The sequence below is a fragment of the Streptomyces sp. NPDC107581 genome (assembly GCF_055657175.1).
On sequence record NZ_JBVKBH010000006.1, the window covers coordinates 232,684 to 244,365 of the forward strand.

Below are 11,682 nucleotides of genomic sequence, written 5' to 3' on the forward strand. Positions count from 1 at the left end.
TCCACCGTACGACCCCCCACTGACAGTGGGTCCCGATCAGCGGTTCTGCGGGGTGCGGGACTCGTGGTACCCCGGGTGGCGGAGCGGCCGGGCACCGGAGTGGAGCGGGTGACGGTCGTGGTGGGAGGCGACGGCGGCGGCCGGTACGCCCGGTTTGTCCTCGACGCCGGTTCCGGCGGTCCTGCCCATGACCATCAGCGGATCGAACAGCACGACGACGCCGGCCAGGAGCAGGAAGACGAGCGGGCCGATCAGCATGGGCACGAGTGCCGAGGCCGGCGAGCCGCTGGCGCCCGCGCCCGAGGTGCCGTGGAGGTGGACGTCGAGGGCGGCCATGCCGGTGTAGTGCATGCCGCTCACGGCCAGACCCATCACGAGGCTCGCGCCGACGCTCCACAGGAAGCCCCGGACGCGTCCGGCGGCCCACAGGGCGGTGGTGGCGGCCACCACCGCTATGACGACGGAGGCGGCGACGGTGAACGTGTTGTACGTGAACCGCCCGTCGAAGTGCATGCCCGCCATGCCGAGGTAGTGCATGGAGGCGATGCCCAGGCCGGTGATCGTGCCACCGGTGTACAGGGCGGTGCCGGTGGCGCCCCGGTAACCGACGATGAAGATGCCGACGCCCACCATGACGATGGCGAGGCCGAGACTCGCGTAGGTGATCGGCTCGTCGTAGTGGATCGGCGCCCCTTCGATGGTGAAACCCATCATGGCGACGAAGTGCATGGTCCATATGCCGGAGCCGATGGCGGCCGAGCCGAGGGCCAGCCAGGCGGGCCGCCGGGAGTGTGTGACCAGCAGGGACCGGGTGGTGCAGCGCAGGCCGAGGGCGCCACCGAGGCAGGCCATCACAAAGGCCACCAACGGGGTGACGACCCCGTAGCTGAATCCATCGACCGTGCCCTGCATGCGCGGCTGCCCTTCCGCCCTCTTGCGTCCCGGAATATCTGAAATGCGCCCCCGTCCCAGGACCGCGGCGGCGGTCGGGGTTGACGCAGAGAGTATGACCCCCACCGGAATGGTCGAACGATTTTCCGGCAAAGAAACACGGCCTTGCCCCACTTGTGCGGCATCGGTGAACGGACCTGGACATCTCCATGCAATGTGTGGCCGTCCTGCGCCCGGGTATAGCTGACCCTCTGCTGTCAAGCTGGTGCTGTCGGTATTCGCTCGACGCGAGGAGCACGCATGTACGCGCGCGTAGTCGCCGCCATCGCCTCGGCGGTCCTGGGGGCGGCCGCCCTGCTCAGCCCCACGCCCGTCGCCCGGGCGGGCGAGTCCGGCCAGCCCACGGTGATCGCCCACCGCGGAGCCTCCGCCTACGCTCCGGAGAACACCCTGGCCTCCATCGACAAGGCCGCGAGGCTCGGCTTCTCCTGGGTGGAGAACGACGTCCAGCGCACCAAGGACGGCGAGCTGGTCGTCATCCACGACGACAGCCTGGAGCGCACCACGAACGTCAAGGACGTCTTCCCGGGCCGGGCGCCCTGGAAAGTGAAGGACTTCACCGCGGCCGAGATCGCCCGGCTGGATGCGGGCAGCTGGTTCTCCCCCGCCTACGCGGGTACGCGCGTGCCGACCCTGGAGCAGTACATGCGCCGGGTCGAGCACAACCACGAGAAGCTGCTCCTGGAGATCAAGAACCCGGAGCTGTACCCCGGCATCGAACAGCAGACGCTGAAGCTCCTCGGCAACGAGGGCTGGCTGGACGGGCAGCACCTCGCGCGGCTGATCGTGCAGAGCTTCAGCGCCGACAGCGTGCGCACCGTCCACGAGCTGAAGCCGGCGCTCACCACTGCCTACCTCGGCAAGCCGTCCGTGGCGCAGCTGCACGAGTACGCGCGCTTCACCGATCTGATCAATCCGTCGTACGGCTCGATCTCCAAGGTCTACGTCTGCGGCGTGCACTCCGTCGAGGGACCGCACGGCAGGCCGCTCGGTGTGTTCGCCTGGACGGTGAACGACGCGGCCGGCGCCCGGAAGGTCGCGGGCTACGGCGTCGACGGGCTCATCTCCAACAAGCCCGACGTGGTCCGTGCGGCGCTGGGGGCGAACTGAGCGTGCTCCCGGTGCGGAGGGCGCTGTCAGTGGCGGGTCGTACGGTGGGCACATGGACAGCCATGGGCAGGGCGAGCAGCAGGTGGTGTGGGCCGTCGTGGACACCGGCATCGGCCCGTTGATGCTGGCGGCGACCCGAGACGGACTGGTCAACGTCGTCTTCCACGCCACGGACGCGGTGCGCGAGCGGACGCTGGAGCGACTGGCGGCCCGGCTGGGCTCCGAGCCCGCCGAGGACCCGGACTCGCCCGTGCTGGCAGAGGCGATACGGCAGCTCAAGGCGTACTTCGCGGGCGAGCGCCACGACTTCGACCTGCCCCTGGACTGGTCGCTGATCTCGGGATTCAACCGTCAGGTGCTGCGCGAGCTGGCCTCGGGCGTCCCGTACGGCACCGTGGTCGGGTACGGCGATCTGGCCGGGCGGGTCGGGCAGCCGGGCGGGGCCCAGGCGGTGGGCGCGGCGATGGGCGCCAATCCGCTGCCGGTCGTCGTGCCGTGCCACCGGGTGGTGGAGAGCGGCGGCGGCATCGGCGGCTTCGGGGGTGGCCTGGAGACCAAGCGGAAGCTGCTCGCGCTGGAGGGTGTGCTGCCCGAGCCGCTGTTCTGACAGCGGGCTAGGAGTAGTGCCGGGCCTCGAAGACGTTTCCGTCCGGGTCCCGGAAGTAGAAGCTGCGGGTGGCCTTTCCGCGGGCGCCGAAGGAGTCGTGGCCGATGTCGGTCACGGGGACGCCGTGCGCGTCCAGGCGGGCGAGCAGGGCGTCGAAGTCGGCGGACGACAGGGACAGGCAGACGTGGTTGACGGGGTGGCCCGCGCTGTCGGCCGAGCCGGGGAGCATGTTCATGCGCTCAGCGATGCCGCGCGGCGCGAGGTCCAGAATGGTCTCCTCGTTGACGCGGACGGAGGGGAACGACACCTCTCCCTCGGTGAACTCGGCGACCCTCAGGGGCTCCAGGCCGACCGCGTTCTCGTAGAAGCCGGCTGCCGCGACCGGGTCGGACACCCACAGGACGACGTGGTCGAGACGCATGATGTGGTTCGTCATGCGGCCCAGGCTGGTGGTGTCCCCCACAGACCGCAAGCGTTTAGCCGGGCGTGCCGCCCGCCAGAGATGAGGAAGGACCGACGGACAGGAGGCGGGCACGTGGTGCTGGTGGTGTCGGAAGAAGTCCGGGCAGCGATCGACGCGCGGCGGCCGGTGGTGGCCCTGGAGTCCACGATCATCGCGCACGGGCTGCCGCGTCCGCGGAATCTGCAGGTGGCGCTGGAGCTGGAGGACGCGGTGCGGCAGGAGGGCGCGGTGCCCGCGACCATCGCCGTACTGGACGGGCACCCGCTGATCGGCCTGGACAAGGAACAGCTGGAGCGGGTCGCGAACGAGGACGGCATCCGCAAGCTGGGCCACCGTGACCTGCCGCCGGCCGTGGCGGCGGGGGTGAGCGGGGCGACCACGGTGTCGGCGACGGCGCAGCTGGCGGCGCTGGCCGGCATCAGGATCTTCGCCACGGGCGGGCTGGGCGGTGTGCACCGGGAGTGGACGGTGACGCAGGACGAGTCCGCCGACCTGGGCCTGCTGGCACGGACGCGGATCACGGTGGTGTGCGCGGGCGTGAAGTCGATCCTGGACGTTCCGGCGACCCTGCAGCGGCTGGAGACGTTGGGCGTGTCAGTCGCCGGATACCGCACCGACCGGTTCCCCGGCTTCTATCTGTCCGACTCCGGACACCCGGTCGACTGGACGCTGCAGAGCCCGGAGCAGGTCGCGGACGTCATGCGGGCGCAGGACGCGCTCGGCGCCGCGGCATCGGCGCTGATCGTCGCCAACCCCGTACCGCAGGAGGAGCAGCTCGATCCCGGACTGCACGCGCGCGTGCTCGGCGACGCACTGCGGGCCCTGGAGGAGCAGGGGATCACCGGCCAGGCGGTCACGCCGTTCCTCCTCGACCACCTGGTCCGGCACACGGACGGCGCCTCGCTGAGCGCCAATCTGGCCGCGGTGCGCGGCAATGTGCGGCTGGCGGCGCGGATCGCGACGGCGTGGACCCGGGGGTGACCTCCGGCCGGGGCGGGGCGCTGCTGGTCGTCGGGGACGTCGTCACGGACGTCGTCGCCCGGCACCGGGGGCCGCTGGCGGCCGGCACCGACACGGCCGCCTCGATCCGGGCCCTGCCGGGCGGTGCGGGTGCCAACGTGGCCTGTTGGGCGGCTCACGCGGGCTGTGCGCAGGTACGGCTGCTGGGCCGGGTGGGTGCGGACGCCGTGGAGTGGCACGAGCGGGAGCTGCTGGCGGCCGGGGTGCGGCCCCGGCTGGTGGTCGACCCGCAGGCGGCCACCGGGACGGTGATCTGCCTCGTCGACGCGGGCGCGGCGGCCGAGCGGACGTTTCTCACCGACAGCGGGGCGTCCCTGCGGCTCGAACCCGCCGACTGGTCGGACGCGCTGCTCGACGGGGTCGCACGGCTGCATCTGTCGGGCTACCTGCTGTTCTCGGAGCCGAGCCGGGCGCTCGCCGAGGTGGCCCTCGCGGCGGCACGCGCCCGGGGCGTGCCGGTCAGCCTGGATCCGGCGTCGGCGGGCTTCCTCGTGACGCTCGGGGTGGACCGGTTCCTGGCGTTCGCGGACGGACTGGACGCGCTGCTGCCCAGCCGGGACGAGGCGTGCCTGCTGACGGGTCTGCCCGACTGGGCGGACGCGGCGGCCAAGTTGAGCCGGCTGGTCCCGCTGGTGGTGGCCAAGTCGGGTGCGGACGGGGCGCTGGTGGCCCGTTCCGGGGCCGTCGTCGCCCGGGTTCCGGCCACACCGGCGACGCCTGTCGACACGACGGGCGCCGGTGACGCGTTCACCGGTGCGTTCCTCGCCGCCCTGCTTGCCGGTGCGGATCCGGAGGAGGCGGCGGCACGGGGGTGCGGGGCCGGTGCCCGGGCGGTGGAACGGGTGGGCGGCAGACCTCCGCACCGGGAGAGCGACAGCCGGGCGCCGGGCCACGACCGGGTGCGGGGCCGGGCCCGCCGCCCGGATGCGGCCCTCTAGGCCTTGCGGCCCCAGGCCGAGATCATCGGTGCGGTGACGAGGTCCATGGCGCCCGCTTCCACGTTGGCCAGGTGGCGGTCGATGTCCTCGTCGGTGGCGAGGCCCGCGGTGACGAGCCGGCCGCGGATCTGCCGGACCGTGGCGGACTCCAGGGCGGTGCAGGCGGGCGAGGTCACGGGGAAGTAGGCGTCGGCCTCCACCTCCTGCAACCCGGCCTCGCGGAGCAGACGCGGGAGCTTGCGGCCGTACGACAGGTCGGCGCCGCGGTCGGCGAGCAGCTTGCGGAAGCCGTGCCGCAGCCGGTTGGCGAGCTGCTGCTCGGGGCCGTACTCATCGGGGCAGAGCAGGGGCTGGAGGGCCGGGTCGGCGTCCTCGATCAGCAGCCGTCCGCCGGGCCGCAGCGCCTTGATCATGGATTGCAGGGCCTTTGCACGGTCCGGGACATGGACGAGGACCAGCCGGGCGTGCACCAGGTCGAAGCCCTCCCCGGGCGGCTCCTGCGTGCCCACGTCGTGGACGCGCACCTCGACCGCGGGACGGGCCACGCCGGCGAGGATCGAGGTGTCGAGGTCGGTGGCGACGACCCTGCCCGTGGGGCCGACCTTCTCGGCGAGCCAGGACACGACCGAGGTTCCACCGGCCCCGACCTCCCAGCACTTCCGGCCCGGCCCGATCCCGAGCGCTTCGAGATGCCGGAACGTCGTCGGATCGAAGAGAGAGGCGAAGGCGTCGAAGCGCTGTCCCGCCTCGGTCTGCCGGTTGTCCAGGAGATACCCGTCCGATTGCGTCATACGGCGATCATCCCAGTGGTCCCGGTCATCCCAGTTGTCCCGGTCATCCCGGTCATCCCGGTCATCCCGGTCGTCCTGGTCGTCCTGGTCGTCCCGGTCGTCCTGAGCGCCCGGCTCGTCGTCCACAGGCAGGAACAAAGCGGAACAGGCTGTTCCCACAGGCTTACCCGCGCTTTGCACCCGGCTGGCACACTTGCCGGTCAAGGCGCGGAAGCGCTGCGCGAGGCGATCCACGCGAGGAGATCCAGATGTCCATGGCAGGGAATCTGCGGAAGGTCACGGGGCTGGGCAGGGTCGGCGGCCTGCGCAAGGTGGCGCGGCTGGCCCGGCGGCGGCCGCGCGTGGACCTGAGCCACCCCGCCCGGTCGCCGCTGGGTTCCTCGGTCGTGAACTGCGTGACCTACCAGGACGGCGTCCGGGTGCCGGAGTGCGCCGACCTCGTGGATGCCGTGGAGAAGGTGCGCAAGAGCGGCGAGGGGTTCGTCTGGCTGGGACTGCACGAGCCGACGGGCCGTGAGTTCGCCGGCATCGCCGAGCTGTTCGACCTGCACCCGCTGGCGGTGGAGGACGCGGTGGAGGCCCACCAGCGTCCCAAACTGGAGCGGTACGGGGAGACGCTCTTCGCGGTGTTCAAGACCGTCTGCTACGTCGAGCACGAACAGCTGACGGCGACGAGCGAGGTGGTCAACACCGGCGAGATCATGGTGTTCATCGGCGAGGACTTCGTCATCACGGTACGGCACGGGCGGCACGGCTCACTGGGTCCGCTGCGCGAGGAGCTGGAGGCGGACCCGCAGCAGCTCGCCAAGGGGCCGGCGGCGGTGCTGCACGCGATCGCCGACCACGTCGTGGACGACTATCTGAACGTCACGGACGCGGTGCAGGCCGACATCGACCAGGTCGAGGCGGACGTTTTCTCGGAGAACGGCGCGCGGGCCGACCCCGGGCGCATCTACCAGATGAAGCGTGAACTCCTCGAACTGAAGCGGGCGGTGGTGCCCCTCGGCCGCCCGGTTGAGGACCTGGCCACCCGGCCGATACGCGTGGTCGACCCGGAGATCCAGGCCTACTTCAGGGACGTGCTCGACCATCTGATGCGGGCCAAGGAGCAGATAGCCGCGTTCGACGAACTGCTCAACTCCATCCTGCAGGCACACCTCGCCCAGGTGACGGTCGCGCAGAACGAGGACATGCGGAAGATCACGGCCTGGGCGGCGGTGATCGCCGTGCCGACGATGGTGTGCGGGGTCTACGGCATGAACTTCGACCACATGCCGGAGCTGCACTGGCGGTTCGGCTATCCGCTCGTCATGGGCGTCATGGCGGCGGGCTGCCTCGCGCTGTACCGGGGCTTCCGGCGCAACGGCTGGCTCTGACCGCGCACGCCGGGAAGCAGGGATCCGTCGGATCAGCCGTTCCAGGCGGGGTGCCGCGGGTCGTCGGCGCGTACGAGGACGTCGGCCACGGCGGCCGGATCGGTCTCGGCCTCGTAGCGCTCGAAGGCGGGCAGCGTCCAGTGGTCGGCCTCCGGGGTGCGGCGGCGCAGGGCGCCCGGGGAGAGGAAGACATGGACGGTGAGATCGAGGGGGAACCAGTGGCGCAGGAGGAGGGGGCCGTGGAGCAACAGGACTCCGCCGGGCGGGAGTAGGACGTACGGGCTGCGGGTGGCGCGATCGGTCGCCGGGTCCCACAGATCGGGCAGGACACGGCCGTTCCCTCCCGGGTCGAGCGGGCCGAAGACCTCGCGCCACAGGGCGCCCGTGTCGAACCAGCCGCTGTAGTACGACTCCGCGTCCCGGCGCCCGTGCTCCAGCCGGAGCGAGGCGGGGCGCAGGAAGCCCTCGGCGTCGACGACCAGCGAGGGCCTGCCCCGCACGCGCAGCGCTTCGGCGACACGTTCGGCGAGGTCGCCCGGGCCGGCGGCCGGCGCCCCGTCGAAGCCGACGCGGGGCCAGGCACTCCCGTCGGCCGGCTTCAGTTCGAGCAGCCGGTCGGCCAGCAGCTCGGCGAGCCGGTCCCAGGTGATCGCTTCCAGTCGCACAACGCCCATGATGCCGGGTGGGGTCGGTGGGCCACCGCAGGAGGGCCCTGCCGCGGCACGGGAACGACGGCCGACCGGACTCCGGACGGCGACGCCGGGCATGGACCGTGGTCAGGGGTGGTGTCCCTGGGCCCGGCGGGCCACGAACAGGACAGCGAGGGGGGTACCAGGGCCGAGCGGCGCCCAAGAGACCGCGGTGGCGGCGCCGGTAGTGGCGGTGGCAGCGACGGACGAGATCGCCACGCCGGTGCGGCACCGCGCGCGGGCGCCGGTGCTCAACATCGGCGGGCGGACGCGGAGGAAACCGGGCGGACGCGGAGGAAAGAAGGAGAAGGACAAGGAGACGGACAAGGACAAGGAGACGGACAAGGAGCAGATCAAAGGGGAGAGCAAGGGGCGGGAGCGGAGAGACAGACCGGCGAAAAGGCTGAGTGGGCCGGCGTGGGAGCCGGGGGCCGTGACGGGGAAAGAACCGCGTATGGCGCGTTACGCAACTCCCCTCCTTCCTGGCGGACTTGTCGTCGTGCAGCCTCTGCGGAGCAAGCGCTGTGCCGGGTGCCGGCGTGGACCGCTGTCGCTGCTCATGCTCGAGGACGGGGCACCGCGCTGCCTCGTCTGCACCGACCTGGCGCATCTGGTGTTCCTGCCGCGCGGTGACACGGCGCTCACCCGCAGGGCACGGGAGGAGAGCACCCTGTCGGTGGTGGTGGTGCGGTTCAACCGGCGCAGGAGCCGGTACGAACGCCAGGGCGTGCTCGTGGAGGAACCGGCGTTGGCCCGGGCGGAGGCGCGGTGTCTGGCGGACGCCGAGGCCAGGCGTCGGCGAAGGGCGCGGGACGCGCGGCGCAGGGCGGCGGAGGACGAGCGGTTCGCGGCGGCGTTCGCGGCGGAGATCCTCAGGCTCTACCCCGGATGTCCGCACGAGCGGGCCCGGGCCATCGCGGCGCACGCGTCCGTGCGGGGCAGCGGGCGGGTCGGGCGCAGCGCGGCCGGGCGGGCGCTGTCGGAGGGGGCGGTGATCTCCGCGGTCGTCGCGGCGGTACGGCATGTCGACACGCCGTACGACCAGCTGCTGATGAGGGGGGTGCCGAGGTACGAGGCACGGCGGCGGATAGCGGGGACGGTGGAGAGCGTACTGCGAGCGTGGGGCGAGACGGCCGACGTCGGCTGAGCGCGGACGCCGGCGGAAGACCGCGCAGGTACGGCGCCTCCGGTCCCGAGCTCCACGGCTCGGCAGGACTCCGGCACGCCGCGACTACGGCACCGCAGGACTCCGGCACCGCAGGACTCCGGCGCCCCGAGGCCACAGCACCGCACGCCCCCGACGCCCCGAGGCCACAGCACCGCACGCCCCGGCACCACACGACTCCGGCAGGGGGCGGCAAGCTCCGTTCTGAGGAGAGCGCTCTTCGGAAAGCGCTGTCCGCCCCTCTGCGCGGGTGTCGGCGGCGACGTATCGTGGCCGAAAGAGTGCCGCCCGATGAGGCACGGCCCGTCGTACAGCCAGTACCTCCCGGTACCCGTACGCGAGGAAGACGACCATGGCCGATCCCAAGGGGTTCATGACCACGCCGCGCCAGGAGTGGGCGCGGAGGCCCGTCGAGGAACGGGTCCGGGACTGGGACGAGGTCTACGTCCCGGGGGCGCTGCTGCCCATCATCAGCAAGCAGGCGGACCGCTGCATGGACTGCGGCGTTCCCTTCTGCCACGACGCCTGCCCGCTGGGCAATCTGATCCCGGAGTGGAACGACCTGGTCTCCCGTGAGGACTGGCGGGCGGCGAGCGACCGGCTGCACGCGACGAACAACTTCCCCGAGTTCACCGGAAGGCTGTGTCCGGCGCCCTGTGAAGCCGGTTGCGTGCTCGCGATCAACCAGCCGGCCGTCACCATCAAGAACGTCGAGTGCGCGATCGCGGACCGGGCCTGGGAGGAAGGTTTCACCCCGCCGCGACCGCCCGATCGGCTCTCCGGGAAGACCGTCGCGGTGATCGGCTCGGGGCCGACCGGGCTCGCCGCGGCGCAACAGCTCACCCGGGCGGGGCACACCGTCGCCGTGTACGAGAAGGACGACCGGCTCGGTGGGCTGATGCGCTACGGCATCCCCGCGTTCAAGATGGAGAAACGGCATCTGGAACGACGGCTGGAGCAGATGCGGGCCGAGGGGACCAAGTTCCGCACGTCGACGGCGGTCGGGCGGGACGTTCCGGCGGCGGATCTGCGGGCGCGCTACGACGCGGTGATACTGGCCACGGGTGCGACGGCGTGGCGGGAACTTCCGGTGCCGGGCCGGGAGTTGGACGGTATACACCAGGCGATGAAGTACCTTCCGCTGGCCAACCGGGTGTGTGAGGGGGATCTGGAGGTCTCACCGCTGTCCGCGGCCGGCCGGCATGTGGTGATCGTGGGCGGCGGGGACACCGGGGCCGACTGTCTGGGCACCGCGGTGCGCGAGGGGGCCGCGTCCGTCACCCAGCTGGACATCTACGCACAGCCCGGTGCCGGGCGCGACGAGGACACCGAGCCGTGGCCGACGTACCCGAAGATCTACCGGCTGTCCGCCGCGCACGAGGAGGCACGGGACCTGCGGACGGCCCCGGCGGCGGACGCGGACGCGCGGCTGTTCGCGGCGTCCACGCTCCACTTCACCGGGGACGACGATGGGCATGTGCGGTCCCTGCACCTGGTCGAGGTCGACGAGCGGCGGCAGCCGGTGCTGGGCACGGAGCGGACGCTGCCCGCCGACCTGGTACTGCTCGCACTCGGCTTCTCCGGGCCCGACCGGGAGGACGGGCTCGTGGATCAGCTGGGGCTGATGATGGAGCCGCGCGGCACGATCGCCCGCGACGGCGGCTTCGCGACCAACGTCGTCGGCGTGTTCGCCGCCGGGGACGCGGCCCGCGGTCAGTCGCTCATCGTCTGGGCGATCGCGGAGGGGCGGGCGGTGGCGGCAGCCGTGGACCACTACCTGACAGGGAGTTCACGGCTGCCGGCGCCGATCTCGCCGTACGACCGCCCGATGGCCGTGTGACCGACGGGAGCCGAGAGAAGCCGACGGGCGTCGTCAGCGGTCCCCGGGGTCGTAAGGAGTCTCCAGGGGGCGTATGGAGTCGCCAGGAGTCGGGACATCGGCGCGGAACCGATGAGCCTTCGCCCGCCGACCCGAAGACCCAGCGGCGGCGGCTCAGCGGCGGCGCTCGTCCGTGCCCGCCACCTTCCCGGTCGCGAGGGCCACGCGGTTCCATGTGTTGATCGCGAGGATCAGGGCGAGCACGTGGGCCAGTTCCGACTCCTCGAAGTGGGCGGCCGCCTCCTCGTAGGCCGCGTCGGGGACGCCCGCGTCGGCGACCAGGGTGATCGCCTCGGTCAGGGCGAGTGCGGCCTGCTCCTTCGGGGTGAAGAAGTGCCGGGCCTCGCGCCAGACCGCGACCATGTGCAGCCGGTCCTCGCTCTCGCCCGCCTTGCGGGCGTCGTTGGTGTGCATGTGGAGGCAGTAGGCGCAGTGGTTGAGGTGCGAGGCGCGGATCTGGATCAGCTCGACGAGGGCCGGGTCGAGGCCTTCGCGTGCGGCGGCGTCGAAGCCGATCAGGGCACGGAAGGCCTTCGGGGCCGTCTTCCCGAAGTCCAGGCGGGTGCGGGCCGTGCCGGCCCCGGCGATCGCGGCGTCGGTGCCGGCGGCGGGGAGGGTGGTGAACGTGGCGGCGGTCGCGGTGTCGATCGTGTTCTTCGTCGTCATGTGCTCCAACCTACGAGTTCGAAAGAC

The 11,682-nt window shown here is 72.0% G+C and carries 12 protein-coding genes; 7 read left to right on the forward strand and 5 right to left on the reverse strand.

Going from position 1 to position 11,682, the window contains the following annotated elements; translation table 11 throughout:
• Positions 1-36: 36 nt before the first annotated feature.
• Positions 37-912, reverse strand: a complete 876-nt coding sequence (locus ACZ7P3_RS17230) for an MHYT domain-containing protein (RefSeq protein WP_472082394.1) — start codon at positions 910-912, stop codon at positions 37-39.
• A gap of 279 nt (positions 913-1,191) precedes the next feature.
• On the opposite strand from ACZ7P3_RS17230, the gene ACZ7P3_RS17235 reads away from it, so the two are divergent.
• A complete protein-coding gene (locus tag ACZ7P3_RS17235) occupies positions 1,192-2,061 on the forward strand; it encodes a glycerophosphodiester phosphodiesterase (protein ID WP_472082396.1) in 870 nt (289 codons plus the stop codon).
• Positions 2,062-2,113: 52 nt separating this feature from the next.
• Positions 2,114-2,668: a methylated-DNA--[protein]-cysteine S-methyltransferase gene (locus tag ACZ7P3_RS17240; protein WP_472082398.1), complete on the forward strand. Its 555-nt coding sequence runs from the start codon at positions 2,114-2,116 to the stop codon at positions 2,666-2,668.
• Between the two features lie 7 nt (positions 2,669-2,675).
• Here the strand turns inward: ACZ7P3_RS17240 and ACZ7P3_RS17245 are convergent, their stop codons facing one another.
• Positions 2,676-3,104, reverse strand: a complete 429-nt coding sequence (locus ACZ7P3_RS17245; RefSeq protein WP_472082400.1) for a VOC family protein — start codon at positions 3,102-3,104, stop codon at positions 2,676-2,678.
• Positions 3,105-3,203: 99 nt separating this feature from the next.
• On the opposite strand from ACZ7P3_RS17245, the gene ACZ7P3_RS17250 reads away from it, so the two are divergent.
• Both ACZ7P3_RS17250 and ACZ7P3_RS17255 read left to right on the forward strand, forming a co-directional pair.
• A complete protein-coding gene (locus tag ACZ7P3_RS17250) occupies positions 3,204-4,112 on the forward strand; it encodes a pseudouridine-5'-phosphate glycosidase (RefSeq protein WP_472082402.1) in 909 nt (302 codons plus the stop codon).
• Positions 4,109-5,089: a carbohydrate kinase family protein gene (locus ACZ7P3_RS17255; protein WP_472082404.1), complete on the forward strand. Its 981-nt coding sequence runs from the start codon at positions 4,109-4,111 to the stop codon at positions 5,087-5,089. Before ACZ7P3_RS17250 ends, ACZ7P3_RS17255 begins: the two co-directional genes overlap by 4 nt.
• Here the strand turns inward: ACZ7P3_RS17255 and ACZ7P3_RS17260 are convergent.
• Positions 5,086-5,880 (reverse strand): methyltransferase domain-containing protein, encoded by a 795-nt coding sequence (locus ACZ7P3_RS17260; protein ID WP_472082406.1) that lies wholly within the window; start codon positions 5,878-5,880, stop codon positions 5,086-5,088. The two genes, ACZ7P3_RS17255 and ACZ7P3_RS17260, sit on opposite strands and share 4 nt — an antisense overlap.
• Before the next feature lie 248 nt (positions 5,881-6,128).
• Between ACZ7P3_RS17260 and ACZ7P3_RS17265 the strand changes: the two genes are divergently transcribed.
• Positions 6,129-7,256, forward strand: a complete 1,128-nt coding sequence (locus ACZ7P3_RS17265; RefSeq protein WP_472082408.1) for a magnesium and cobalt transport protein CorA — start codon at positions 6,129-6,131, stop codon at positions 7,254-7,256.
• Positions 7,257-7,288: 32 nt separating this feature from the next.
• Here ACZ7P3_RS17265 and ACZ7P3_RS17270 read toward each other — a convergent pair whose 3' ends face one another.
• Positions 7,289-7,930 (reverse strand): nucleoside/nucleotide kinase family protein, encoded by a 642-nt coding sequence (locus ACZ7P3_RS17270; protein ID WP_472082410.1) that lies wholly within the window; start codon positions 7,928-7,930, stop codon positions 7,289-7,291.
• A gap of 469 nt (positions 7,931-8,399) precedes the next feature.
• Here ACZ7P3_RS17270 and ACZ7P3_RS17275 point away from each other — a divergent pair, with 469 nt between their 5' ends.
• Both ACZ7P3_RS17275 and ACZ7P3_RS17280 read left to right on the forward strand, forming a co-directional pair.
• The gene (locus ACZ7P3_RS17275) at positions 8,400-9,092 is read left to right on the forward strand and encodes a DUF2293 domain-containing protein (protein ID WP_472082412.1); all 693 of its coding nucleotides are present in this window, start codon (positions 8,400-8,402) and stop codon (positions 9,090-9,092) included.
• Positions 9,093-9,462: 370 nt separating this feature from the next.
• Positions 9,463-10,950, forward strand: a complete 1,488-nt coding sequence (locus tag ACZ7P3_RS17280; RefSeq protein WP_472082414.1) for a glutamate synthase subunit beta — start codon at positions 9,463-9,465, stop codon at positions 10,948-10,950.
• A gap of 153 nt (positions 10,951-11,103) precedes the next feature.
• On the opposite strand, the gene ACZ7P3_RS17285 is transcribed toward ACZ7P3_RS17280, so the two are convergent.
• Positions 11,104-11,655, reverse strand: coding sequence for a carboxymuconolactone decarboxylase family protein (locus tag ACZ7P3_RS17285; protein ID WP_472082416.1), 552 nt, complete (start codon positions 11,653-11,655; stop codon positions 11,104-11,106).
• Positions 11,656-11,682: the final 27 nt, after the last annotated feature.

Bases quoted from the DNA above. Each gene is read 5' to 3' on its own strand.
- ACZ7P3_RS17230 (WP_472082394.1), bottom strand. From the start codon at position 912: ATGCAGGGCACGGTCGATGGATTCAGCTACGGGGTCGTCACCCCGTTG.
- ACZ7P3_RS17235 (WP_472082396.1), top strand. From the start codon at position 1,192: ATGTACGCGCGCGTAGTCGCCGCCATCGCCTCGGCGGTCCTGGGGGCG.
- ACZ7P3_RS17240 (WP_472082398.1), top strand. From the start codon at position 2,114: ATGGACAGCCATGGGCAGGGCGAGCAGCAGGTGGTGTGGGCCGTCGTG.
- ACZ7P3_RS17245 (WP_472082400.1), bottom strand. From the start codon at position 3,104: ATGACGAACCACATCATGCGTCTCGACCACGTCGTCCTGTGGGTGTCC.
- ACZ7P3_RS17260 (WP_472082406.1), bottom strand. From the start codon at position 5,880: ATGACGCAATCGGACGGGTATCTCCTGGACAACCGGCAGACCGAGGCG.
- ACZ7P3_RS17265 (WP_472082408.1), top strand. From the start codon at position 6,129: ATGTCCATGGCAGGGAATCTGCGGAAGGTCACGGGGCTGGGCAGGGTC.
- ACZ7P3_RS17270 (WP_472082410.1), bottom strand. From the start codon at position 7,930: ATGGGCGTTGTGCGACTGGAAGCGATCACCTGGGACCGGCTCGCCGAG.
- ACZ7P3_RS17275 (WP_472082412.1), top strand. From the start codon at position 8,400: ATGGCGCGTTACGCAACTCCCCTCCTTCCTGGCGGACTTGTCGTCGTG.
- ACZ7P3_RS17280 (WP_472082414.1), top strand. From the start codon at position 9,463: ATGGCCGATCCCAAGGGGTTCATGACCACGCCGCGCCAGGAGTGGGCG.
- ACZ7P3_RS17285 (WP_472082416.1), bottom strand. From the start codon at position 11,655: ATGACGACGAAGAACACGATCGACACCGCGACCGCCGCCACGTTCACC.